Source organism: Streptomyces taklimakanensis (genome assembly GCF_009709575.1).
Taxonomy (GTDB): Bacteria; Actinomycetota; Actinomycetes; order Streptomycetales; family Streptomycetaceae; genus Streptomyces; species Streptomyces taklimakanensis.
Genome location: NZ_WIXO01000001.1, coordinates 5,267,829 through 5,289,718 on the forward strand (window position 1 = coordinate 5,267,829; position 21,890 = coordinate 5,289,718).

General features: G+C 72.7%; 24 protein-coding genes and 1 pseudogene. 10 read left to right on the plus strand and 15 right to left on the minus strand.

From position 1 onward, the window contains the following. Nucleotides 1-102: 102 nt before the first annotated feature. Complete coding sequence (locus F0L17_RS23185) at nucleotides 103-1,185, minus strand: oxidoreductase (protein WP_162466601.1); 1,083 nt, start codon at nucleotides 1,183-1,185, stop codon at nucleotides 103-105. A 102-nt stretch (nucleotides 1,186-1,287) separates the two neighbouring features. Here F0L17_RS23185 and F0L17_RS23190 point away from each other — a divergent pair, with 102 nt between their 5' ends. Continuing rightward, nucleotides 1,288-1,725 carry a helix-turn-helix domain-containing protein gene (locus F0L17_RS23190; protein ID WP_162466602.1) on the plus strand — a complete coding sequence of 146 codons (438 nt, stop codon included), beginning with the start codon at nucleotides 1,288-1,290 and terminating at the stop codon, nucleotides 1,723-1,725. Between the two features lie 19 nt (nucleotides 1,726-1,744). Here the strand turns inward: F0L17_RS23190 and F0L17_RS28560 are convergent. From F0L17_RS28560 to F0L17_RS23205, 3 genes and pseudogenes are all read right to left on the minus strand, one after another. Beyond that, nucleotides 1,745-2,663, minus strand: a pseudogene (locus F0L17_RS28560) (IS982 family transposase). A gap of 58 nt (nucleotides 2,664-2,721) precedes the next feature. Beyond that, complete coding sequence (locus F0L17_RS23200; RefSeq protein WP_155072562.1) at nucleotides 2,722-3,372, minus strand: MOSC domain-containing protein; 651 nt, start codon at nucleotides 3,370-3,372, stop codon at nucleotides 2,722-2,724. Nucleotides 3,373-3,443: 71 nt separating this feature from the next. Continuing rightward, a complete protein-coding gene (locus F0L17_RS23205; RefSeq protein WP_420802448.1) occupies nucleotides 3,444-4,178 on the minus strand; it encodes a DUF305 domain-containing protein in 735 nt (244 codons plus the stop codon). A 163-nt stretch (nucleotides 4,179-4,341) separates the two neighbouring features. On the opposite strand from F0L17_RS23205, the gene F0L17_RS23210 reads away from it, so the two are divergent. Then, a complete protein-coding gene (locus F0L17_RS23210) occupies nucleotides 4,342-5,826 on the plus strand; it encodes an LVIVD repeat-containing protein (RefSeq protein WP_162466603.1) in 1,485 nt (494 codons plus the stop codon). Between the two features lie 36 nt (nucleotides 5,827-5,862). Here F0L17_RS23210 and F0L17_RS23215 read toward each other — a convergent pair whose 3' ends face one another. The 5 genes from F0L17_RS23215 to F0L17_RS23235 all read right to left on the minus strand — a co-directional run bounded on the left by F0L17_RS23215 (nucleotide 5,863) and on the right by F0L17_RS23235 (nucleotide 9,744). Then, nucleotides 5,863-6,525, minus strand: a complete 663-nt coding sequence (locus F0L17_RS23215; protein WP_155072564.1) for a TetR/AcrR family transcriptional regulator — start codon at nucleotides 6,523-6,525, stop codon at nucleotides 5,863-5,865. A 218-nt stretch (nucleotides 6,526-6,743) separates the two neighbouring features. Then, nucleotides 6,744-7,427, minus strand: a complete 684-nt coding sequence (locus tag F0L17_RS23220; RefSeq protein ID WP_155072565.1) for a phosphatase PAP2 family protein — start codon at nucleotides 7,425-7,427, stop codon at nucleotides 6,744-6,746. Nucleotides 7,428-7,532: 105 nt separating this feature from the next. Then, complete coding sequence (locus F0L17_RS23225) at nucleotides 7,533-8,477, minus strand: M56 family metallopeptidase (protein WP_155072566.1); 945 nt, start codon at nucleotides 8,475-8,477, stop codon at nucleotides 7,533-7,535. A 64-nt stretch (nucleotides 8,478-8,541) separates the two neighbouring features. Further along, nucleotides 8,542-9,132, minus strand: a complete 591-nt coding sequence (locus tag F0L17_RS23230; RefSeq protein ID WP_162466604.1) for a DUF5134 domain-containing protein — start codon at nucleotides 9,130-9,132, stop codon at nucleotides 8,542-8,544. Between the two features lie 219 nt (nucleotides 9,133-9,351). Beyond that, entirely contained in the window at nucleotides 9,352-9,744 is a 393-nt protein-coding gene (locus tag F0L17_RS23235; RefSeq protein ID WP_155072567.1) for a VOC family protein, read from the minus strand. 84 nt (nucleotides 9,745-9,828) lie between these two features. Here F0L17_RS23235 and F0L17_RS23240 point away from each other — a divergent pair, with 84 nt between their 5' ends. Then, nucleotides 9,829-10,455 (plus strand): GNAT family N-acetyltransferase, encoded by a 627-nt coding sequence (locus F0L17_RS23240; RefSeq protein WP_155072568.1) that lies wholly within the window; start codon nucleotides 9,829-9,831, stop codon nucleotides 10,453-10,455. Here the strand turns inward: F0L17_RS23240 and F0L17_RS23245 are convergent. Then, complete coding sequence (locus F0L17_RS23245) at nucleotides 10,436-11,122, minus strand: glycerophosphodiester phosphodiesterase family protein (RefSeq protein ID WP_162466605.1); 687 nt, start codon at nucleotides 11,120-11,122, stop codon at nucleotides 10,436-10,438. The two genes, F0L17_RS23240 and F0L17_RS23245, sit on opposite strands and share 20 nt — an antisense overlap. Before the next feature lie 308 nt (nucleotides 11,123-11,430). Here F0L17_RS23245 and F0L17_RS23250 point away from each other — a divergent pair, with 308 nt between their 5' ends. The 3 genes from F0L17_RS23250 to F0L17_RS23260 all read left to right on the plus strand — a co-directional run bounded on the left by F0L17_RS23250 (nucleotide 11,431) and on the right by F0L17_RS23260 (nucleotide 14,799). Next, entirely contained in the window at nucleotides 11,431-12,843 is a 1,413-nt protein-coding gene (locus tag F0L17_RS23250) for a DUF6421 family protein (protein WP_155072569.1), read from the plus strand. A gap of 64 nt (nucleotides 12,844-12,907) precedes the next feature. Beyond that, nucleotides 12,908-13,687, plus strand: coding sequence for an SDR family oxidoreductase (locus F0L17_RS23255; protein ID WP_155072570.1), 780 nt, complete (start codon nucleotides 12,908-12,910; stop codon nucleotides 13,685-13,687). A gap of 35 nt (nucleotides 13,688-13,722) precedes the next feature. After that, nucleotides 13,723-14,799 carry a threonine aldolase family protein gene (locus F0L17_RS23260; RefSeq protein ID WP_155074084.1) on the plus strand — a complete coding sequence of 359 codons (1,077 nt, stop codon included), beginning with the start codon at nucleotides 13,723-13,725 and terminating at the stop codon, nucleotides 14,797-14,799. Nucleotides 14,800-14,893: 94 nt separating this feature from the next. On the opposite strand, the gene F0L17_RS23265 is transcribed toward F0L17_RS23260, so the two are convergent. Both F0L17_RS23265 and F0L17_RS23270 read right to left on the minus strand, forming a co-directional pair. After that, entirely contained in the window at nucleotides 14,894-15,613 is a 720-nt protein-coding gene (locus F0L17_RS23265) for a lysophospholipid acyltransferase family protein (protein WP_155072571.1), read from the minus strand. A gap of 140 nt (nucleotides 15,614-15,753) precedes the next feature. Further along, complete coding sequence (locus F0L17_RS23270; protein WP_155072572.1) at nucleotides 15,754-16,161, minus strand: DUF4395 domain-containing protein; 408 nt, start codon at nucleotides 16,159-16,161, stop codon at nucleotides 15,754-15,756. A gap of 120 nt (nucleotides 16,162-16,281) precedes the next feature. Here F0L17_RS23270 and F0L17_RS23275 point away from each other — a divergent pair, with 120 nt between their 5' ends. From F0L17_RS23275 to F0L17_RS23290, 4 genes are all read left to right on the plus strand, one after another. After that, on the plus strand, nucleotides 16,282-16,710 hold the full coding sequence (locus F0L17_RS23275) for a TlpA family protein disulfide reductase (protein ID WP_155072573.1): 429 nt from the start codon (nucleotides 16,282-16,284) through the stop codon (nucleotides 16,708-16,710). Between the two features lie 148 nt (nucleotides 16,711-16,858). Further along, nucleotides 16,859-17,398: a flavin reductase family protein gene (locus F0L17_RS23280; protein WP_155072574.1), complete on the plus strand. Its 540-nt coding sequence runs from the start codon at nucleotides 16,859-16,861 to the stop codon at nucleotides 17,396-17,398. A gap of 228 nt (nucleotides 17,399-17,626) precedes the next feature. Further along, nucleotides 17,627-18,412: an electron transfer flavoprotein subunit beta/FixA family protein gene (locus F0L17_RS23285; RefSeq protein ID WP_162466606.1), complete on the plus strand. Its 786-nt coding sequence runs from the start codon at nucleotides 17,627-17,629 to the stop codon at nucleotides 18,410-18,412. A 67-nt stretch (nucleotides 18,413-18,479) separates the two neighbouring features. Beyond that, nucleotides 18,480-19,442 (plus strand): electron transfer flavoprotein subunit alpha/FixB family protein, encoded by a 963-nt coding sequence (locus F0L17_RS23290; protein WP_155072575.1) that lies wholly within the window; start codon nucleotides 18,480-18,482, stop codon nucleotides 19,440-19,442. Nucleotides 19,443-19,542: 100 nt separating this feature from the next. Here F0L17_RS23290 and F0L17_RS23295 read toward each other — a convergent pair whose 3' ends face one another. The 3 genes from F0L17_RS23295 to F0L17_RS23305 all read right to left on the minus strand — a co-directional run bounded on the left by F0L17_RS23295 (nucleotide 19,543) and on the right by F0L17_RS23305 (nucleotide 21,861). Then, nucleotides 19,543-19,914: a MerR family transcriptional regulator gene (locus tag F0L17_RS23295; protein ID WP_155074086.1), complete on the minus strand. Its 372-nt coding sequence runs from the start codon at nucleotides 19,912-19,914 to the stop codon at nucleotides 19,543-19,545. 26 nt (nucleotides 19,915-19,940) lie between these two features. Then, complete coding sequence (locus F0L17_RS23300) at nucleotides 19,941-20,684, minus strand: SDR family NAD(P)-dependent oxidoreductase (protein ID WP_338018286.1); 744 nt, start codon at nucleotides 20,682-20,684, stop codon at nucleotides 19,941-19,943. A 178-nt stretch (nucleotides 20,685-20,862) separates the two neighbouring features. Then, on the minus strand, nucleotides 20,863-21,861 hold the full coding sequence (locus F0L17_RS23305; RefSeq protein ID WP_238420865.1) for a LacI family DNA-binding transcriptional regulator: 999 nt from the start codon (nucleotides 21,859-21,861) through the stop codon (nucleotides 20,863-20,865). Nucleotides 21,862-21,890 lie beyond the last annotated feature (29 nt).

Genomic DNA, 21,890 nt, shown 5'->3' on the forward strand with positions numbered 1-21,890 from the left:
CCGCTCAGCCGAACGGCGATCACCGCCCGCACCGCTGCGGGCCGCTCCGGCGTGGCGGTCCGCCGGTCGTGTCCCGCCCGCGCGGGCGGGACACGACCGGGGTCACAGGGCCCAGGCGTACTGTTCGGGGACCCGAGCGGGCCTCCCGTCCAGCTCCCGCGCGGCGCGGTGCGCCCAGTGCGGGTCGCGCAGCAGTTCGCGGCCCAGCAGCACCGCGTCCGCCTCGCCGTTCGTGACGATCTTCTCCGCCTGCCCCGGCTCGGTGACCAACCCGACCGCGGCCGTCGGCAGCCCGGTCTCCGCCTTCACGCGGGCGGCGAAGGGGACCTGGTAACCGGGGCCGACCGGGATGCGCACGCCCGGCGCGTTGCCCCCGCTGGAGACGTCCAGCAGGTCCACGCCGCGCTCGCGCAGCACGGCGGCGAACCGCACGGTGTCGTCGGCGGTCCAGCCGTCCTCCGGCAGCCAGTCGGTGGCCGAGATCCGGAAGAAGAGCGGCAGGTCGTCGGGCCACACCTCCCGGACGGCGTCCACGACCTCCAGCGCGAAGCGGGTGCGGTTCTCGAAGCTCCCGCCGTAGGCGTCGGTGCGCCGGTTGCTGTGCGGCGAGAGGAACTGGCCGATCAGGTAGCCGTGGGCGCCGTGGACCTCGACGACCTCGAAGCCGGCCGTCAGGGCCCGCCGCGCGGCGTCGGCGAACTGCCGGACGATCCCGGCGATCTGCTCCGCCGTCAGTTCGTGCGGCACCGGGTGGTCCGTGTCGAAGGGGACCGCGCTCGGGGCGAGGGGGCGCCAGCCGCCGCGGTCCTCGGCCAACGGCGCGCCGCCGCGCCAGGGCGCGTCGGTGGAGGCCTTGCGCCCGGCGTGGGCGAGTTGGAGGCCCGGGACGGCGCCGAGGTCCTTCAGGAAGCCGGTCAGGCGCTTCAGGGTCTCGGTCTGGTGATCGTTCCACAGGCCCAGGTCCCCGGGGCTGATCCGGCCCTCGGGGGAGACGGCGGTGGCCTCCAGCAGGACCAGCCCGATCCCGCCGGCCGCCCGCGCGGCGTAGTGGGCGAAGTGCCACGCGTTCGCCACGCCCGCCTCCGGCCCGTCAGGCTCGGCCGAGTACTGGCACATCGGGGACATCCAGACGCGGTTGGGCACGGTCAGGGACCGCAGGGTGTACGGCTCGAACAGAGCGCTCACGGCGGGCTCCTCGTCGGTTCGGATCTCTGCCGGTCGGGCTTTTACGATAGGCGTCGTAGTACGGGAAGTGTCAAACTATGATACTTCTCGTACCATGGAGGTGTGACGCCCCGCTCCCAGAGCCCGCCCGCCGTCCGAGAGCTGGACCACCCGGCCGCCGACGAGATCCGGCTGGAGGAGGTCCTGCACGCCCTCTCCGACCCCGTCCGTCTGCGGATCGTGCGCACTTTGGCGACGGCCGAGGAGGAACTGCCCTGCTCGGGGTTCGAGCTGCCGGTCAGCAAGTCCACGACCACCCACCACTTCAGGGTGCTGCGCGAGAGCGGTGTGATCAGCCAGAGCTACCGGGGCACCGCGAAGATGAGCGAACTGCGCCGCGGCGAGTTGGAGGCGCTCTTCCCCGGTCTGCTGGACGCGGTCCTCGCCGCGGCCGCCCGACAGGCCGGTCGGGGCTGCGGCCCGCCGGAACCCGACCGGCGCCGCCCCCGCTCGGGCGGCGCCGTGCCGGGCGGCCCGGAACACCGCGCCCGGAGCACCTAGATGATCGATTCCAAGGGGTTCAGTGGTCGTATGCGGTGAGTGCCCGCATGACCGGCCGGCCGGTGTGATCGTTGTGCCAGATGGCGGCGGTGAGTGCGAGGATGCGCTGCAGGACGCGGACGGCTACGCCGCCTGGGGTGCGGCCACGATGGCGTTCGAGGTCGAGCCGGCCCTTGAAGGTTTCGTTGACTGACCCGATGACCTGCCGTAGCGGCTTGAACAGCTGGGATCCGGCCCGCTCGGCCTCGCCTTTGCGGGCCGGCCGTAGCAGTCGGATGTCCGGTTCGGCGAGCTGCTGCTCGAACTCGCGGCCGAAGTGGTTCTTGTCGCCGATCAGCGTCTGACCGGGGCGGTCGGCGACGAGCTGGGGCTCGATGGCGAACAGGTCCAGCAGGGTCTCGCGCTCGTCGGCTTTGGCGCCGGTCGGAGCGAAGGCGACGGGAAGGCCGTGCAGGGTGCGGACCCGGTGCAGCCACAGTCCCCAGAAGTAGCGCGTGTGGCTGGCGCAGTAGCCGTACCGGGCCCATCCGGCCAGGTCGGAGCGTTTGACGGTCTCACGGGAGCGGGGCCGCACTCCACCGGGGTGTTGAGTCCGCGCCCCACACGTCGTCGCTCCACAGCGTGGTGTCGACCGCCAGCGTGCGGGTGACGCACCGGATGAGCTCGGCGGCCTTGCGCAGCCGTTTGTTGTAGCCGGGCTGCTGAGGCGGGTAGGGGAACAGGAGCCGCAGGTGAGCATGGGCGTGTCGCAGCCACCGGGCCTCGGATGTGAAGCCGAGCGTTGCCTGCATCATCGCCAAGGTGACCAGCTCGGCATCGCCGAGCTGCGGCGCGATGCCCACGGCCGGCCGCCAGGGGGCGAGTTGCGGTGAATCCTTCAGCGGATCGTCGGTCTTGACGTGAAGTGCGGTCGCGAGGGAGTCCGACTCCGGCTTCACACACTGACGTTGGACTCCCCCGTCGCATGCGCGCAGACGATGTCCTGAAATCGACCATCTATGTGGTCGTGCGTCTGCGGACCAGTTCCTTACCCTCCTCGATCAGCGCGTCAGCGACCAGCAGTCGCGGCAATAGGCCCGGTTCGAGTGTCATCGCGCGGAAGACGAGCGCGACGGTCACGTCGTGGTCGGGCCGGTGCGCGATCTCGACGGGGTCGGAAGCCCGGATGTCTCCCGGCTCGATCACGCGCAGATAGGCGCCCGGCACCGCGGCCCGGGTGAACCGCTTGATCCAGCCCTCTCGCTTCAGCCGGCCCTGGAACGTCGCGCATGGGATCCGCGCGCACGACACCTCAAGGACCACATCCGGCCCGATGCGCCAACGTTCACCGATCAGGGCGCCGTTGACGTCGAGGCCGAGGGTCGTGAGGTTCTCCCCGAAGACGCCGTTGGCAAGCGGCCTGCCCAGCTCGGCCTCCCATCCGTCGAGATCCTCGCGGGCATAGGCGTAGACGGCCTGGTCGGAACCGCCGTGGTGCTTCACGTCGTAGACGCGGTCGCCTACGAGACCGACCTCGCCGGTGCCCTTGGGGCCGGGCGCGATGACGGCAACCGGGCCGTCAACAGGCCGCTTGTCGATGCCTGTCGCGCTGAGACCCTTCCACGGGTTGGGTCGGGGCTTGCCGACATTGACGGAGAGCAGCTTCATGCGTGCGACGGTACGGGTCCTCTGCACGCCGGGGCGACTCATTTCCCTGCCAACCCCTTGGAATCGATCACCTAGAGCACCTGGAGCATCGAGCGCATCCGTGCGATCTCGGCGGTCTGCTGGACGGCCACGTCGCTCGCCATCTCCTGGACCTGGATGTCCCGGCCGTCCCTGACCGCGTCCTTGGCCATCGTCACGGCGCCCTGGTGATGGGTGACCATCAACTTCAGGAAGAGCCGGTCGAACTCCTCGTCGCGGGCCGCCCGCAGCGCGTCGAGCTGCGCCTCGGTCGCCATGCCGGGCATCGACTCCCCGCCGTGGCCGCCGTGTGCCTCCCCGTCGCCTTCCGCGCCACCGTTGCGCCCGAGCCAGGAACGCATCGCGGCGATCTCCGGCTTCTGGGCGGCGGAGATCCGCTCCGCCAGTCTCCGCACCGCGTCGGACGACGCGTGTTCCTCGGCCAGCTCGGTCATCACCAGCGCCTGCCGATGGTGTTCGATCATGCCGGAGACGTACGAGAAGTCCGCCTCGTTGGGCTCGGCCCGTCGCTGCTCACCCGCCTTCCGGGCCTCCTCCGCGGAGAGCGTCTCGGCGGCCTCCCCGGGCTTCCCGGGCGCGATCACCGAGGGACCGTCGGAGGGGGCCGCCTCCCGCGACCCCCCGTCACAGCCGGTCAGCACGGCCAGCGCGGTCAGCACGGCCGGCGCGGCCACCGCGCCGAGCGCGGTCCGCGCCCTCGACGCGACGGTGGCCGGCGTACGGGCGGGGGCGAGGGCGTTGGACGGGATGCCGTGACGGTCTGCCACTTCTCCTCCTGGGCTGGGCGGTCCGGTACGCCGATCCTGACACGGGGGCACCGTCGCCGCGTCCGTATATCCCTGTTGCCCGAGGTGTGTAAGGAGTCATACTGCCCACGTCCGTGAACCGCCCGCCCCGGCGCGGTACCCAGCGGATCGACAGGGAGGAAAAGTGACGTCGTTGCCCAGACCCCGCGCACGACGCAGACGCCTCGGCGCGACGGCGGCCGTGGTCGGCCTGCTGGCCGCGCTCACGGCCGCCGCCGGACCGGCGGCCGCCGTCCCCGGCCCCGACGAACAGTCGGCCGGCTCCGGGAAGGTGTCGCAGCGGGACCGCTCGGCGGCCGAGGAGGCCATCCGGAGCGGCGACATCCCGGGTTCGGACGAGATAGTCCACAGCAGGAACGTCTCCCACCTGGCCAACCTGCCCAAGGGGGCGCTGAAGGGTCTCAACACGGACCTGGCCTTCCAGGGCCGCTACGCCTTCGCGGGCAACTACGACGGCTTCACCGTCTACGACATCGGCCGCCCGAAGTCCCCGAAGGTCGTCAGCCAGGTCCTCTGCCCGGGCGGACAGAACGACATCTCCGTCTCCGGCGACCTGCTCTTCCTGTCCACCGACTCCTCGCGCAGCGACGACTCCTGCGCCAGCACCGCGCAGTCGCCGACGGAGAAGAACTCCTGGGAGGGCATCAAGGTCTTCGACATCAGCGACAAGCGCAACCCGCGCTACGTCGCCTCCGTCGAGACCGCCTGCGGCTCCCACACCCACACACTGGTGCCCGAGCGCGGGAACGTCTACGTCTACGTGTCGTCCTACTTCCCCGACGAGAGCTACCCCGACTGCCGGCCGCCGCACGACGGCATCTCCATCGTGAAGGTGCCCCGCGGGGCACCCGAGAGGGCGGCTCTGATCGACTTCCCCGTCCTCTTCCCCGACGGCGGCAACCCGGGCGCGCCGGAGAATCCGGGCGTCACGGAGACCACGGGCTGCCACGACATCACCGTCTTCCCCGAGAAGGGGATCGCGGCGGGCGCGTGCATGGGCGACGGCATCCTGATGGACGTCTCCGACCCCGCCGAGCCCCGCGTCGTCGACCGGGTCCAGGACAACGAGAACTTCGCGTTCTGGCACTCGGCGACCTTCAGCGAGGACGGCCGCAAGGTCGTCTTCACCGACGAGTTGGGCGGTGGCGTCGGCGCCACCTGCAACGCCGAGGTCGGCGCCGAGCGCGGTGCCAACGGCATCTACCACATCACCGGCCGGGGCGACGACCGCGAGCTGGTGTTCAAGAGCTACTTCAAGATCCCCCGGCACCAGGCCGACACCGAGAACTGCGTGGCCCACAACGGCTCGCTGATCCCGGTCAAGGGCCGCGACATCATGGTCCAGGCCTGGTACCAGGGCGGCGTCTCCGTCTGGGAGTTCACCGACTCCTCCAAGCCGCGGGAGATCGGCTACTTCGAGCGCGGCCCGTACGCCGACCCCGACGCCATCGGCGGTTCCTGGTCGGCGTACTACTACAACGGCCACATCTACTCGAACGACATCCAGATGGGCTTCGACGTCCTGAGGATCCGGGACCGGCGCACCGCCGGCGCCGAGCGCGTCAAGCTGGGGGAGTTCAACGCCCAGACACAGCCCGATTACCGCTGAGCCCCGGAGCTGCCGCCCCCGTGTGCCCGCCGGCCGTCAGGGCCGGCGGGCCGGCGGCGGCAGCAGCGGGCCGTCACCGGACGTCCTCGGCTCGGGGACGTCCGGTGGGAACCCCATCCCCCACTCCAGCCCGTAGCGCCCGAACAACTCGGCACGCAGTCGCGCCGGCGGCATCGGGGCCCCGGGCAGCAGCACGGCGACGACCGCGCCCATGAGCAGGGCGCGCAACAACGGGTAGTCGGTGTCCGGGTCCCGGGAGCCGTAGCGGACGACGGTGTCCCGCAGGAGGGCGGCCAGCCGCTGTTGCTCGTCGCACTGGACGAAGCCCTCGTGCTGCAGGATCCCCGCCATGTGCGTGCGCATCAGGGTCGGCCGCTCCCCGGCCAGTCCCAGGATGGCGTCGATCGCGCGGGCCAGCGACTCGCGTCCGGCGTCCGGGCCCGAGGGGCGGGGGGCGCGCTCCAGGGCCTCGGCCAGGGTGAGGTGCATCAGCCGGTGGACGGCCGACTGCAACAGCTGTCGTTTTCCCGGGAAGTAGTACGACACCAACCCCCGTGCCGAGCCCGCGCGGTCCGCGATGTCCCCCAGTGTGGTCGCCTCGTAGCCGCGCTCGTCGACCAGCTCCACCGTCGCCTGCAGCAACCGTTCGCGGGATCGTCGGCGCAACTCCTCATTGACCGATGCGCTGCGAGGGGACATCCTGTAACTCCTGCGTTGACTGGCTCCGAGCCAATGTACTCGGTAGTCTTCGGGTGCCGACCGTCGAGGTCGGTGCCCGACCGGCCGCCGATCTCGGGCGACGCGGGGGATCGTCCGAGATCGGCCACCGGCTTGCGGCGCCCGGCGCCGCCCGCTCCCCGTCCGCCACGCGGCGGACGGGGAGCGAGGGGACGGTCTTCCGCCCCGCCGTGGGCCGATCATTCCGGTCGACGTCCCCCCGGCCAAGGGGGGCAGGCGGTGCGCCTGTGCCACAGGGCGGCCGTGGCCGCCGCCACGGCGATCCCCAGCAGCCAACCGGTGAGGACGTCCGTCGGCCAGTGGACACCGAGGTAGACCCGGGTGAACCCCACCCCGGCGACGCTCACCACCCCCACCCACAGCACGGCCAGGCGCACGGCGCGCCGGGCCGCGCGCAGCCGTACCAGCCACAGCAGCAGCCCGAAGGTGAGGGCCGCCGTCATGGCGTGTCCGGAGGGCAACGCCGCGAAGTCCGCCGAGTCGACCGGACGGGGCCACCGGGGGCGGTCGCGGTCCAGGAGCGCCTTGAGCCCCTGCTGGAGGACGGTGCCGGCGACCGCGGCGCACGCGACCCAGAGCGCGAGCCGCGACGCCCCCCGCACCAGCAGCCACACGACGGTCACCAGCAACAGGGCCCGCATGGTCCACGGGTCCCAGACCCAGTCGGTCAGCACCCGGTTGAACCGGGTCCACCCCGGCTCGGCGTGGGCGGTGCGGTGCAGCGCGGAGGTGACGCGGGCGTCGAGCCCCAGCAGCGGGTCCCACCCGGCCGTGACGAGCACCACCAGCACGGCCGAGACCGCGGTGCACGCCAGCGCGGTCAGACGGGGGGAAGGGGAGCGGGAGGACAAGGGGGAGGCCATGGTGGACATGGTGGCCACCGCGCGACGTTTCAACCGTCCGACGGGCCGCTGGGAGCGCCCGCGACGACTCCGAAGGGGGGAAGGAGCGCACCGGCGGCGCGTGGCTCAGCCCAGTGCCCTGAGACCGGGCCCGAAGGCCACCAGCAGCGGTACCAGCGGCACCAGCGCCGCCAGTGCCGTCACCCGCAGCCGGCGGACGACCGGCAGCCTGGGCCGGGCCGTCAGCAGCCGGTCGATCCGCTGGGGGACCTGGGCGGCGGGACGCGGCGCGTAGGGGTCGAAGACCCCCCGCTCCTCGTTGAGTTCGACCAGCGCCAGGGCCACCGCCAGCCGCCCGCAGCGCCGCGAGGCCATGTCGTCGGCCGACAGTTCCACCAGCCGATGCACCTGGTCGCGGAACGCCCGGAAGACCGGCACCTGCGGGAAGCCCGAGGCGAGAGCGGAGGAGGAGTGCAACAGCCAGTCGTGCCGGGCCCGACGGTGACCCTGTTCGTGGGCGAGGACCGCGTCCAGCCCCCGGCCCTCCAGGCGGCGCAGCGCGGCGGTGGTGACCACCAGTCGCGGGGGGCTGCCCGGCAGCCACCAGGCGTCCGGACGGTCGCCCTCCAACACCACCAACCGCTCGCCGGGGGCGGGCTTCTCGCCCGGCAGCATGGGAGCGCGGGCGCGGAGTTCGGCGCGCCGCGCCCGCCGTCGGGCGCGCGCGAGCCGGATCTCCCGGGTGAGCATCGCCGCGGTCCACACACCCCCACAGGCGAGCGAGACCGCGACCACCGCGGGCCAGGACTCGCCGAAGGCGCTCAACCCGTACGCCTCGACGACCCGGCTGGGGGCGGGGGCGAAGACGTGGCCCCGTACGGCGTGCCAGGCGGCGGCACCGGAGAGGGCCATGGCGAGCACGCAGCACAACAGCACGGCGACCACCACGCACTGCCACACCAACAGTGCCAGTACGGGCTCGCGGTCCGGCCAGGAGCCGCGGGCCAGCACGCGCGGCGCCACCGCCGCGATCAGCGCGCCCAGGACGAGCAGTGCGAGCGCCACCATCATGGTCGACAGCCTATGAGCAGGCGACCGCGGCGCGTCCGGCCCACGGCGGGAAGTGACGTACGCCTCACATCACGAGCAACATGGTGAACATCCCCAGGCCCATCGCCGACCGGCAGGCGGCCGCCATCTCCGGTGGCCACGGTGTCCCACCGCCGGCGGTTCCGCCGACGGTTCCGCCGACGGGCGACCCGGCGGGGACCGGACGGACGCCGGTGCGCAGCACGTACACCGCGAAGTACGCCAACAGGACGGCCGTCACCGCGCCGGTCGGGCCCGTGGCGTCGAGGGACGCGGCCGTGTGGTGCCCGTGTGCGCCCGTGGGGGAGGGAGCCGCCATGCCGAGCGCCATGTGGACCATCGCCAGGGCGCCGACGGCGTGGTGCAGATGGTGGGACCGGTGGCCGGAGCCGGACGCGGCCAGCGCCAGCTCGTACCCGGCGACGACGCCGAACAGCGCGGCGAAGAGTTGGGGCGGGGGCGGCTCCAGCGCCGAGGTCGGCACCGCCATCACCGCCATGCCGAGCCCCATCGGCGCCTCGCCCGCCGCGGCCCGGCGCCGCTCGGGCGGACCGTCGCGCAACCGCCACAGGCAGGCCGCGCCCACGCCGCCGCACAGGGCCACCAGCATCCAGCCCACCAGATCCGGTCCGTGCACAGCGCCTCCCCGGCCGACTCCCGGCCGACTCCCGGCCGACTCCCGGCCGACTCCGCGGGGACGTCCACGGGAACGTCCGCGGAGATGCTGCCCGGCCGGAACCACGCGTACGGGAGCGCGCGGAGGCAGCCGGGGAGCGCGGCCGGGAGTCGGCCGGGCGCCGGAGCGGGCCGGAGGCGACCGGAGGGGCGGCCAGGGGGCGTGCCCCGGCGTTCGGTGTCAGATGCCGGGCCGGTACCGCAGCGGATGGTCCTCGGGGATCTCCACGAGGACGATCCGCACCCCGTCCGGATCGCTGATCCACATCTCCACCAGGCCCCACGGTTCGCGCCTGGGCTCGCGCAGCACCTCCACGCCGCGGGCGACCAGTTCCTCGTGCGCCGCGGCGACGTCGGCGACCTGGAGCCACAGCCGCAGATCCGGCGAGAGCGGCCCCTCCGAGCGACCGGAGACCTCCAGGAAGCCGCCGCCGAGGAAGTAGACGGTCCCGCGCTCCGGGCCGGTTCCGAACTCCCGGTGGACGGCCAGGCCCAGCGTCTCGCCGTAGAAGGTCCGTGAGCGTTCCGGGTCGGTGGGGCGCAGCAGCACCCGACTGCTCAGTACGTGCACCATGCCCCGGAGCCTAGGCCCGGCTGCCGCCGTCCGGTGGGCGGAACACGGGAATCGGTCCCCGGGAGCCCGGTTAGGCTCGGCCTCATGAACGCCCCGAACACCGCGGGAGCCCGGACTTCCGCCCGCCGCGCCCCCGCTCCCGCCCCCACCCCCGCCGCCCCCGGCGAGCCGGAGACGCGCTTCCGCGTCGCGCGCGAGGAGGACGTGCCCGCTCTGGTGGCCCTGGTGGAGTCGGCGTACCGCGGGGAGTCCAGCAGGGCCGGTTGGACCACCGAGGCCGATCTGCTGGACGGGCAGCGCACGGACCCCGAGGGCGTCGCCGACGTCATCCGGGCCCCCGACAGCGTGCTGATGGTGGCCGAGCGGGACGGCGAGCCCGTGGCCTGCTGCCAACTGGAGCGCCGCACGGGCGACGCGGGGGAGCCGGTGGCGTACTTCGGGATGTTCGCCGTCCGGCCGGTGCTCCAGGGCGGTGGGTTGGGCAGGACCGTCCTGGCGGAGGCCGAGCGCCGGGCACGGGCCGAGTGGGGCGCGCGCGAGATGCACATGACGGTGATAACGGCCCGGGAGGACCTGATCGCCTGGTACGAGCGGCGCGGCTACGTCCGCACCGGCGAGCGGAGCCCCTTCCCGTACGGCGACGAGCGCTTCGGCGTCCCGCGCCGCCCCGATCTGGAGTTCGAGCTGCTGGTCAAGCCGCTGGATCGATGATCGCCCGCCGTACGGCGGGCAGGTCGGTGACGACTCCGTCCAGGTCCAGCTCGCGGACGCGGGCCAGGTCGCGGTCGGTGTTGACCGTCCAGGAGATCACCTCGACGCCCGCCGCGTGACAGCGCTCGACGACGTCCGCCGTCAGCCGTCGCAGCTCGCAGGAGACCATCCCCGCCCCCAGGTCCACGGCGCGCTCGGGGGCGGTGGGCGTCGACGAGCCGGTGACCAGCGCGATGGGGATCTCCGGCAGCAGCCCGCGGGTCTCGCGCAGGGCGTCGTCGTGGAACGAGATCACCCTGACCCGCTCGTGCAGGTCGAGCCGCTCGACGGCCCGCGCGAGCACCCGGGCCGCGGCGCGGTCCTTGATCTCGGCCTGGAGCGGGGCCGAGACCGCCGCCACGACCTCCTCGAACACCGGGACCCGTTCGCCCTGCCCGGCGTCCAGTTCGCGCAGCTCGGCGAGGGTCTTCTCCGCGATCGGGCCCGAGCCGTCGGTGGTGCGGTCCACGTCGGCGTCGTGCATCACCACCAGCGCGCCGTCACGGCTGAGGTGGAGGTCCAGTTCGATGACGTCGAAGCCCTCGCGCTCGGCCCGGACGAAGGACCGCAGGGTGTTCTCCGGCTCGACACCCATCACTCCGCGGTGCCCGACGGTGAGCAGTGGCACGGCACGTTCTCGCTTTCCTCCCGGCGCCGGCGGCGCTGACGGTACGTACGCGCCGCAAGGGTAGCCACGGGCGACCGGGGCGGGAGCGGCCGGGGCCGCTCCCGCCCCGGCCGTGACCGGGTCCCCTTCCGGGCCCGGACGACTCCGGCCCCCACTTTGCGGCAAAGTTGCCGCTTCGGTGTCTCTCAACAGGAAAAACAAGCGATGTTCATGTGGTGGGGAGAAGGATTTTCATCCCCTCGGGTTGATCAGGGAAGTCTCCGCAGCTACGGTGCTGCTACGAGAATTTCTCTTGTGGAGGGGTAGTTATGACGGAAATCCTTTCGCCCGCAGTGATGGCGGGTGGTGTTCCCGCTACCGACGGAGCGACCGCCGACCGCGTTGTGGACCACCCGGCCTGGGCGGTGCTCAAGGAGGCCGTCGAAGCCATCCGTCCGGCTCAGTCCAAGGACGGTTCCATCGACTTCGACGCCGAGGGCGCCCCCCGGCGGACCGATGTCGAGCGGCACCTGGATCGGGTCGTGGCCGCCGTGGAGGAGCTCGCTCCGCTGCTCCCGCACAACGACGCGTACCACCGCGCGCTGGTCGCCGACCTGCGCCGCTGGGCCGAGGAGGGCTTCGGCGTCCCGGACTTCCTGGACTCCCTGACGGCCTTCCAGCCCGCCTCCCACCGCGTCGACGGCCTCCAGCACCTGGTCGTCTTCCCCATGTACACGCAGAACGGCAACCCCGACCGCAACCTGGAGGCCGTCGTCCTGCGCATGGTCTGGCCGGACTGGCTGGCGGAGCTGGAGCGCACCCGCTACGACAACCCGCTCTTCCTCGGCATCACCTTCGAGGACTTCACCAGCGGCTACGACACCCACTCCGCCGTCCTGTTCCCCGAGACCATCGCCGTGCGCGAGGTGCCCGAGCGGTTCACCTGGGGCGGCATCTTCTGCGACCGCGAGGCCGCCCGCTTCCGCCGCGTCGTCGAGGCCGCCTGCGAGGTCACCAAACTGGAACTGCCCGAGGACGCCCGCGGCCTGCTGGCCGACCAGAAGCGCGCCGAGCAGACCTTCGTGCTGTGGGACATGGTCCACGACCGCACCCACAGCCACGGCGACCTGCCCTTCGACCCCTTCATGATCAAGCAGCGCCAGCCGTTCTGGATGTACGGCATCGAGGAGCTGCGCTGCGACCTCACCGCCTTCCACGAGGCCGCGAAGCTGGAGGCCGACGGCTACCCGCAGGGACGCGACGTGCAGTACGCGGTCCTGCTGGAGCGTCTGTTCCGCTTCCCCGTCACCGGCGAGCGCAACCGCAACTACGACGGTCTGGGCGGCCAGTTGCTCTTCGCCTACCTCCACCGGCACGACGCCCTGCGGTGGAGGGACAACAAGCTCTCCATCGACTGGCAGCGGGCCCGCGAGGTGACCGTCCGCCTGCGCGAGGAGATCGAGACCCTCTACCGCGAGGGCATCGACCGCCCCAAGCTGGTCCACTGGTTCAAGGCGTACGAGTTGGTCTCCACCTACCTCGCCCCGCACCCCGGCTCCACCTGGGCCAAGGGCCCCGAGGCCCTCGACCTCGACCTCCCGCCCCGCAAGCTGGTGGACGAGGTGCACCCGGACGAGTTCCCGCTGAGCATGTTCTACGAGGCCCTCGCCAAGAAGCTGCGCAATGTGATCGCCTCGACGAAGGGCATCACCGCCGACTCCGTCACCCCCCTCGCGGCGTGAGAGCCCGCAGCGGGGGGAACCCCACCACCGGAACGCCGAGACGAACAGCAGAGGGGCGAGCGCGATGACCAGCACGCACGGCAACGGAAACGGCAACGGCGGACCACTGGAGGGAGCCGTCGTCGCCGTGGCCGGCGCGGCCGGACCGGCCGGACAGGCCACGCTGCTGCGCCTGGCCGAGCGAGGCGCCACGGTGGTGGCGGCCGACCACGACGCCGAGAAGCTGGCCGCCGCCGTGGACCGGGCCCGCTTCGCGCACGGCGGCGCCACCGTCACCGGCGACACCATCGACCTGCTCGACCTGGAAGCCACCCGGGAGTGGGCCACCCGGATCGAGAAGGAGTACGGACGGGTCGACGGGGTGGTCCACCTGGTCGGCGGTTGGCGTGGTTCGGCCGCCTTCGCCGAGACCGACCTCGGCCACTGGGACCTGCTGGAGAAGCTGCTGGTGCGCACCGTCCAGCACACCTCCCTGGCCTTCGAGGGCGCCCTGCGGCGCAGCGGCAGGGGCCGCTACGTGCTCATCAGCGCCTCCGGCGCCACCAGGCCCACCGCGGGCAACGCCGCCTACGCCGCCGCCAAGGCCGCCGCCGAGGCGTGGACCCTGGCGCTGGCGGACTCCTTCCGCAAGGCGGGCAAGGGGTCGGAGGCGGGGCCGCCGGCAGCGGCTGCCATCCTGGTGGTCAAGGCGCTGGTCAACGACGCGATGCGTGCCGAGCGCCCGAATGCCAAGTTCGAGGGCTTCACCGACGTCGGGGACCTGGCCCAGGCCATCACCGGCGTCTGGGACGAGCCCACCGAGGAAGTGAACGGACACCGCCTGTGGCTGACCCCGAAACCGTAGAGGCCCACCCGACCGAGGCACCGGCAGCGCCCTCGATGTCCTCGGCGCTCCCGTCGACGGACGCCCGACGCCGCCACGACCCCGCGGTGCGCGGCTTCGCCAGCGACAACTACGCCGGCGTGCACCCCGAGATCCTGGCGGCGCTCGCCCTCGCCAACGGCGGTCACCAGAGCGCCTACGGCGGCGACGAGTACACCGCGCACCTCCAGGAGGTCTTCCGGGCCCATCTCGGGGCCGGTGCGGAGGCGTTCCCGGTCTTCAACGGAACCGGCGCCAACGTCGTCGCCCTCCAGGCGCTCACCGACCGCTGGGGAGCGGTCATCACCGCCGACAGCGCCCACATCAACGTGGACGAGTGCGGGGCTCCCGAGCGCGTCGGCGGCCTGAAGCTGCTCACCGTGCCCACCGAGCACGGCAAGCTCACGCCCGAGCTGATCGAGCGGGAGGCGTACGGCTTCGACGACGAGCACAGGGCGATGCCCCAGGTCGTCTCCATCACCCAGAACACCGAACTGGGCACCGTCTACACGCCCGAGGAGATCCGGGCGGTCTGCGAGACGGCCCACGAGCACGGCATGCGGGTGCACCTCGACGGCGCCCGCATCGCCAACGCGGCGGCCGCGCTGGATGTGCCGCTGCGGGCGTTCACCACCGACGTCGGCGTGGACGTGCTCTCCTTCGGCGGCACCAAGAACGGCATGCTCTTCGGCGAGGCCGTGGTCGTGCTCGACCCCGCCTCGGTGCGGGCCATGAAGCACCTGCGCAAGCTGTCGATGCAGCTCGCCTCCAAGATGCGGTTCCTCTCGGTGCAGTTCGAGGCACTGCTCGCCGGCGACCTGTGGCTGCGCAGCGCCTCCCACGCCAACGCCATGGCGCGGCGGCTCGCGGAGGGCGTGCGCACCGTCGAGGGGGTGGAGATCCTCCACCCCGTGCAGGCCAACGCCGTCTTCGCCCGGCTTCCGCACGACGTCGGCGAGCGGCTGCGCAAGCGCCACCGCTTCTACTTCTGGGACGAGGCCGCCGGAGACGTGCGCTGGATGTGCTCCTTCGACACCACCGAGGAGGACGTCGACGACTTCGTCGCCGCGCTGCGGGAGGAGATGGGGAGGTAACCCCGGGCCTGGGGACCGTGGTCCCGTGCGGCCGTCCCGGTGTCCGCCGTCGACCGGGGAGGCCGCACGGCGCGCGGGCCCGACGCCCGCGCCGTTACCGGGATCCCGCCTCGGCGGGGGTCGGCGCGGTGCCGCCCAGGTGGGCGGGGATCCACCAGGTGTCGTCCGGGCCCTTGGGGCGCACCGGGTAGGCGCGCTGCGCCGACTCCAACAGCTCCTGGACACGCTCGCGCAGCCGTTCGGTCAGCCCGGTGGCCGACTCGCCCTCGGTCGGGGAGAGCGGCTCGCCCACCCGAATGGTGATCGGGAAGTGGTTGCGGCCGAAGTCCCGCTTGTGCCCCTTGGTCCACAGCCGCTGCGTGCCCCACAGGGCCACGGGCAGCAACGGAACATCGGCCTCCAGGGCCATCCGGGCCGCGCCCGTCTTGAACTTCTTCAACGTGAACGACTGCGAGATCGTCGCCTCGGGGAAGACGCCGATGATCTCGCCGGAGCGCAGCGCCCGCAGCGCGTGTCGGTAGGCGTGCTCGCCCTGGGAGCGGTCCACGGGAATGTGCTTCATGGCGCGCATCAACGGCCCCGACACCTTGTGCCGGAAGACCGCCTCCTTCGCCATGAAGCGCACCAACCGCTTCGCGGGGCGAGCGGCCAGCCCGGCGAAGACGAAGTCCAGATAGCCGATGTGGTTGCTGACCAGCACCGCGCCGCCGCGCCGCGGTACGTGCTCGGTGCCGTCGATGTCGAAGCGCAGGTCGAGCGCCCTGAACAGGGCACGCGCGGCGCCGATGACGGGTGGGTACACGAGTTCCGCCATGAGGAGGACCCTTCTGGAGAGCTGCCTGGGGAGGGTTCTCCCGGCCGACGTACCCGAACCTACGTCGCCGTAACTTCCCTGGCCAGTCCCGGGCGCGGGAGATTCTCGTCACGTCGACGCCCCGACGGCTTGACAGCCCCTCAGCCGGCGATCCGACGCATCGCCAGATAGACCTCGCAGCCCAGGCAGTACCCGAACGCGGCGTTGAGGAAGGCCGCCGCGAGGGCGCAGGCGGTCGCCGCCATGCCCAGCCACAGCGGACCGACGCCGTACCCGACCAGGCCCACCAGGGCGAAGGCCAGTCCGACGCCCTGTGCGAACCGGGGCGGCCTCGCGTCCTCGAACTCCGTCGGGGGGCCCAGCCGCGGCCCGACCAGGGTGCGGAAGGCCAATCCGTACGGGGAGCGTCCCACCCCGAGGAGCGTCCCGACGGCGAACACCGACGCCTGCGCGGCCAGCAGCCAGAAGCTCCCGGTGGCCAGCACCACGGCCAACACCACGGTGGTGACGACCGCGGCGAACCTCGTTCCTCGTATGTCGACCCTCATGGCGCCAGCATTCCCCATCGGCGGGGCCCCGGTGGCCGGGTTCGGGAATCGGCGGCCCCTCCGCGACGCTGTGGGGGAGGATGCGGACGGACGTGTCCGGGGTGAGGGCGGGAAGGCGGCATGGCGGGACTGATCGTGTGCCTGGCGGCGCTGGCGCTGGCCGGCGCCTTCGGGCTGTGGCACGGACGGCGTGACGGAAGGATGACGGTGCGCGTGCGGGACGCGGAGGAGAGGCTGACGGCCGAGGCGATCGGAGCCGAAGGGCTGGGACAAAGGGCCACACTGGTGCAGTTCTCCAGCGCCTTCTGCCAACCCTGTCGGGCCACGCGGCGGATCCTGGCGGAGGTCGCCGGCATGGTCGAGGGCGTCGTCCACGTGGAGATCGACGCCGAGGCCCGACTGGATCTGGTGCGATCGCTGGGGATCGTACGCACCCCCACCGTCCTGGTGCTGGACGCGCGGGGGCGGATCGTGCGGCGGGCCTCCGGGCAGCCGCGCAAGGCCGACGTGATCGCCGCGCTCGGCGAGGCGGTCGAGGAGGCGGTGTGACGGACGGTGTGACGGACGGCACCGGACGCGGCCCGCGCGACGGTGTCGCCGGCCGTGACCGCGTGACCCCGGTCCCATCTCGTCGGCCGGGGTTGACGGAGATCGTCCGTGGTCGTCAGCCTGTCACGATGTGGTCAGGGGATCTCACATGAGCGCGTCGAGCGGTACCCGGTGGACGGCGGAAGCGGCGACGGCGGACTCCAACCCCGCGCTGCTGCGGGCCGTCTTCCGGCGGCACGCCGCCGGGGTCGCCGTGATCACCGCCCACGGGCACGGGCGTCCCGCCGGGTTCACCGCCACCTCCCTCGCCTCCGTCGCCGCCGAGCCGCCGTTGATCTCCTTCAACATCGCCACCGCCTCCTCCGTCTGGCCGACGGTGGCCGAGGCGGAGCACGTGGGAGTGCACATCCTGGGCGAACACCAGCGGGACCTGGCCGCCACCTTCGCCCGTCCGGGTGCCGACCGCTTCGCCCCGCCCACCCGCTGGCGCCGGGGACCGCGCGGGGTGCCGGTGTTGGACGGCGTGCTCGCCTGGCTGGTCTGCGAGGTGGTCGCCCGCGTCCCCACCGGCGACCACCGGGTGGTCCTGGCCGAGGTGGTGGACGGGGACCCCTCGGGAGAGGGGCGCCCGCTGCTCTACCACGCGGGCGACTACGGGGCCCTGCGCGGACCGGTCGCCCCCTTCTGAGCCCGCGGGCCCTTCGACGGCCCCCGAACCGCTCTCGGGACTTTCCCGGAGCCGTTGGCAACGTCACAGTTCACCGAGCTTGCCCAGGGGGAAGGAGCTGGGTGTACTGACGAGTAATATCCTGGATGGAGAGCCGGCCCCACCGGACCGGAATCCGCCTCGATCAGGCGCCTATGCTGCCTGTGAGACAAGGCAGCCAGTAATGACGACGCAAGTAGGAGAGCCGGCGTGAGCTTGAGGATCGTTGTCTGTGTGAAGTACGTGCCCGACGCCACCGGCGACCGGCACTTCGCCGACGACCTGACCGTCGACCGCGACGACGTGGACGGTCTGCTGTCGGAGCTGGACGAGTACGCCGTCGAGCAGGCGCTCCAGATCGCCGAGGATGCCGAAGACGCCGAGGTCACCGTACTGACCGTCGGCCCCGAGGACGCTCGTGACGCCCTGCGCAAGGCACTGTCCATGGGCGCCGACAAGGCCGTGCACGTCGAGGACGACGACCTGCACGGCACCGACGCGATCGGCACCTCGCTGGTGCTGGCCAAGGCGATCGAGAAGACCGGCTACGACCTGGTCGTCTGTGGCATGGCCTCCACGGACGGAACCATGGGCGTGCTGCCCGCGATGCTGGCCGAGCGCCTGGGCGTGCCGCAGGTGACGCTGCTGTCCGAGGTCTCCGTGGCCGACGGCAAGGTCACCGGCCGGCGCGACGGCGACACCGCCACCGAGCAGCTCGAGGCGGCCCTCCCGGCCGTGGTCTCCGTGACCGACCAGTCCGGTGAGGCGCGCTACCCCTCCTTCAAGGGCATCATGGCCGCCAAGAAGAAGCCGGTTCAGTCCCTGGACCTGGACGACCTGGACATCGACGCCGACGAGGTCGGCCTGGAGGGCTCCTGGACCGCGGTCGACGAGGCCGCGGAACGTCCGGCGCGCACCGCCGGCACGATCGTCACGGACGAGGGCGAGGGCGCCAAGCAGCTCGCCGAGTTCCTCGCGGGCCAGAAGTTCATCTGAGCCCACGGGGCGCCTGCGCCCCGCACTCCTCACCCGCCCTCGCAATCCTCGCAGGAGAGCAGATCCCATGGCTGAAGTCCTTGTCTACGTCGACCACGTGGACGGTGCCGTCCGCAAGCCCACCCTCGAACTGCTGACCCTGGCCCGCCGCATCGGCGACCCGGTCGCCGTGCACCTGGGCGCCGGTGCCGACGCCGCCGCCGCCACGCTGGCCGAGTACGGCGCGGTGAAGGTCCTCACCGCCGACGCGCCCGAGTTCGCCGACTACCTCGTCGCGCCGAAGGTGGACGCGCTCCAGGCCGCCCACGAGGCCGTCTCCCCGGCCGCCGTCCTCCTCCCCTCCTCCACGGAGGGCAAGGAGATCGCGGCCCGTCTGGCGCTGCGCATCGGATCCGGCATCATCACCGACGCCGTCGACCTGGAGGCCGGCGACTCCGGTCCGGTGGCGACCCAGTCGGTCTTCGCCGCCTCCTTCACCACCAAGTCCCGCGTCACCAAGGGCACCCCGGTCATCACCGTCAAGCCCAACTCCGCCGCTCCGGAGACCGCCCAGGCGGCCGGCACGGTCGAGCAGCTGTCGGTGACCTTCGGGGAGAAGTCCACCGGCACCAAGGTCGTCTCCCGCACCCCGCGCGAGTCGACCGGCCGTCCGGAGCTGACCGAGGCCGCGATCGTGGTCTCCGGCGGCCGCGGCGTCAACGGGGCCGAGAACTTCTCGATCATCGAGGAGCTGGCCGACGCCCTCGGCGCGGCCGTCGGCGCCTCGCGCGCCGCGGTGGACGCGGGCTGGTACCCGCACACCCACCAGGTCGGCCAGACCGGCAAGTCCGTCTCGCCCCAGCTGTACATCGCGGCGGGCATCTCCGGCGCCATCCAGCACCGTGCCGGCATGCAGACCTCGAAGACCATCGTGGCCATCAACAAGGACTCCGAGGCCCCGATCTTCGACCTGGTCGACTACGGCGTCGTCGGCGACCTGTTCGACGTCGTCCCGAAGCTGACCGAGGAGGTCAAGACCCGCAAGGGCTGAGCCTTCCGGCGCATGTCCACGCGCGCGGCCGGGGCCGCGCGACCGGTTCGGTCGCGCGGCCCCGCCGCGCGCAGGGCGGTGCCCGCGGGCGCGGCGCCGCTCAGGCCACCGGGCGCACCCGACCTCCGGTCGCCTCCCGCAGCGCCGCCGCCAGCCGGTCCCGCACCGCGCTCTGGGCGGCGATGCGCTCCTCGAGCACGGCCAGCCGCTCCAGCACCACCTCCAGGCCCCGCCCGGAGGGTGGGGCCGCGGCCATGTCCCCGTCCAGGCAGGGCGCGAAGACCCGCACGTCCTCCAGGGTGAGCCCGACGTCCAGCAGGCGGCGGATGTTGCGCACCCGCACCACCGCCTGCCCGTCGTAGACCCGGTAGCCGTTGTGGGCCCGTTCCGGGGAGAGCAGCCCCGCCCGCTCGTAGTGCCGCAGCGCCCGGGGGGTCGTCCCCGCCGCCCGTGCCAACTCGCCGATGCGCATTCCCCTCACCTCCAGCGGCACCACTTTCATGCCACGACCGCCCCACCGTCCACCGGAACCACCACCCCGGTGACGAAGGAGGCCTCCGGCGCCGCGAGCCGGAGGATCACCCAGGCGACCTCCTCCGGCCGCCCGATCCGCCCCAGCGGGGTGTGCGCCAGTTGCCACGCCCGCACCTCGGCCCGTTGCCGCGGTGTCAGCCCCCGGTGTTCGCCGATCGGGGTGTCGATCGCCCCGGGTGCGACCGCGACGACCCGGATTCCGCGGGGTGCCAGTTCGACCGCCCAACTGCGGGTCAACGAGTCCAGCGCCGCCTTGGCCGCCGCATAGAGGGAGTTGTCCGGCCAGGCCCGCTGTCCCACGGCCGTGCCGACGTTGACGACCACCCCGCCGCCCGTTGCCTCCAGAGCCGGCAGCGCGGCCCGCGCCAACAGGACCGGCGCCACCAGATCGGTGGCCAGGAGGGGGCCGATCACGTCCTCGCGGAGAGTCTCCAGGGAGCCACCGAGGACGATCCCGGCGTTGTTGACCAGGACGTCCAGCCGTCCGTGCTCCTCCAGCGCGGCCCCCACGACGCGCTCGGGCGCGCCCCGGGCGGTGATGTCGGCCGGCAACGGGGTGATGCCGGGGTGTCCCTGGGCCGTCTCCTCCAGCGGCCCCGGGCGCCGTCCCACCGCGATCACGTTCGCCCCCTCGGCGGCGAACACGCGGGCCGTGGCCCGTCCGATGCCGGTGCCGGCCCCGGTGACCAGGACGGTCCTGCCGGCGATCCCGCCGCCGCGCGGTGCGGCGTCGGTGTGGACATCGGTGCCGGTGTCGGTTTGGGTGCCGATTTGGGTGTCGGTTTGGGTGTCGGTGTTCACGCCGCACATCGTCCGACCCTGACACCGGCGTCAGGGTCAAGCGGACGGGCAGGGGCGGCGGAGCGACGAAACGGCCGGGACGCGGTCAGGAGGAGGGCGGGACCTCGCCCGAGCCGCGCGGGACGAGCCGAGTGGGCAGCTCGACGCGGCGCGGCGCGTCACCGGCGCCCTCCAGGCGGCGGAAGAGCAGCTCGGCGGCCCTGCGTCCCAGCAGGGCGGGCTCCTGGGCGATGACGGTGACCGGCGGGGTCAACAGGTCGGCGAGCTCGAAGTCGTCGAAGCCCACCAGCGCCGCGCGCCGCTCCCGGACGGCCGGCACCCGCACCACGGTGACGGTCACCCGGTTGTTGCCGGTCAACAGGGCGGTGACCGGGCCCGACGGCGAGTTCCGGTCCGCCAGCATGCGTTCGGCGTCGGCCCGTACGCGTTCGGGGTCGGTCGGGCCGAGCGCGACCCAGGAGGCGTCCACCTCCAGCCCGGCCTCGGCCATCGCGGCGCGGTAGCCGCGCAGCCGCTCGGCGGCGGTGTGGATGCGTGGCAGGTCGCCGATGAAGCCGATGCGGCGGTGGCCGTGGGCGATGAGGTGGGCGACGCCCGCGCGGGCGCCGCCGAAGTTGTCCGAGAGCACCGCGTCGGCCTCCAGGCGGGCGGCCGGACGGTCCACGAAGACGGTGGCGACACCGGCCTCGATCTCCGGCTCCAGGTAACGGTGGTCGTCACCGGCCGGGATGATGACCAGGCCGTCCACGCGCCGGGCACACAGGGCGAGCACCAGCTCCTGCTCGCGCTCGCGGTCCTCGGCGCTGGACCCGTTGATCAGCAGTGCCCCGTGGGCCCGCGCGACCTCCTCGACGGCACGGCTGAGCGGCGCGTAGAAGGGGTCGGCCAGGTCCTCCAGGACCAGTCCGACGCTCGCGGTCCGTCCCTTGCGCAGGATGCGGGCGCTGTCGTTGCGGCGGAATCCCAGGGCGGCGATGGCGTCCCGTACCCGACGCTCGGTGTCCGGCGTGACGCCCGGCTCGCCGTTGACGACCCGGGAGACGGTCTTCAGGCCGACCCCGGCGCGGGCGGCCACGTCCTTCATCGTCGGTCGCAGCCCGTAGCGGCGCCCGG

What these genes read in the sequence shown, in the direction of transcription:
- F0L17_RS23280 (WP_155072574.1), top strand. Translation starts at nt 16,859, where the DNA reads ATGAGCGCGTCGAGCGGTACCCGGTGGACGGCGGAAGCGGCGACGGCG.
- F0L17_RS23305 (WP_238420865.1), bottom strand. Translation starts at nt 21,861, where the DNA reads ATGAAGGACGTGGCCGCCCGCGCCGGGGTCGGCCTGAAGACCGTCTCC.
- F0L17_RS23265 (WP_155072571.1), bottom strand. Translation starts at nt 15,613, where the DNA reads ATGGCGGAACTCGTGTACCCACCCGTCATCGGCGCCGCGCGTGCCCTG.
- F0L17_RS23215 (WP_155072564.1), bottom strand. Translation starts at nt 6,525, where the DNA reads ATGTCCCCTCGCAGCGCATCGGTCAATGAGGAGTTGCGCCGACGATCC.
- F0L17_RS23295 (WP_155074086.1), bottom strand. Translation starts at nt 19,914, where the DNA reads ATGCGCATCGGCGAGTTGGCACGGGCGGCGGGGACGACCCCCCGGGCG.
- F0L17_RS23220 (WP_155072565.1), bottom strand. Translation starts at nt 7,427, where the DNA reads ATGGCCTCCCCCTTGTCCTCCCGCTCCCCTTCCCCCCGTCTGACCGCG.
- F0L17_RS23250 (WP_155072569.1), top strand. Translation starts at nt 11,431, where the DNA reads ATGACGGAAATCCTTTCGCCCGCAGTGATGGCGGGTGGTGTTCCCGCT.
- F0L17_RS23225 (WP_155072566.1), bottom strand. Translation starts at nt 8,477, where the DNA reads ATGATGGTGGCGCTCGCACTGCTCGTCCTGGGCGCGCTGATCGCGGCG.
- F0L17_RS23255 (WP_155072570.1), top strand. Translation starts at nt 12,908, where the DNA reads ATGACCAGCACGCACGGCAACGGAAACGGCAACGGCGGACCACTGGAG.
- F0L17_RS23275 (WP_155072573.1), top strand. Translation starts at nt 16,282, where the DNA reads ATGGCGGGACTGATCGTGTGCCTGGCGGCGCTGGCGCTGGCCGGCGCC.
- F0L17_RS23235 (WP_155072567.1), bottom strand. Translation starts at nt 9,744, where the DNA reads ATGGTGCACGTACTGAGCAGTCGGGTGCTGCTGCGCCCCACCGACCCG.
- F0L17_RS23290 (WP_155072575.1), top strand. Translation starts at nt 18,480, where the DNA reads ATGGCTGAAGTCCTTGTCTACGTCGACCACGTGGACGGTGCCGTCCGC.
- F0L17_RS23270 (WP_155072572.1), bottom strand. Translation starts at nt 16,161, where the DNA reads ATGAGGGTCGACATACGAGGAACGAGGTTCGCCGCGGTCGTCACCACC.
- F0L17_RS23200 (WP_155072562.1), bottom strand. Translation starts at nt 3,372, where the DNA reads ATGAAGCTGCTCTCCGTCAATGTCGGCAAGCCCCGACCCAACCCGTGG.
- F0L17_RS23240 (WP_155072568.1), top strand. Translation starts at nt 9,829, where the DNA reads ATGAACGCCCCGAACACCGCGGGAGCCCGGACTTCCGCCCGCCGCGCC.
- F0L17_RS23260 (WP_155074084.1), top strand. Translation starts at nt 13,723, where the DNA reads ATGTCCTCGGCGCTCCCGTCGACGGACGCCCGACGCCGCCACGACCCC.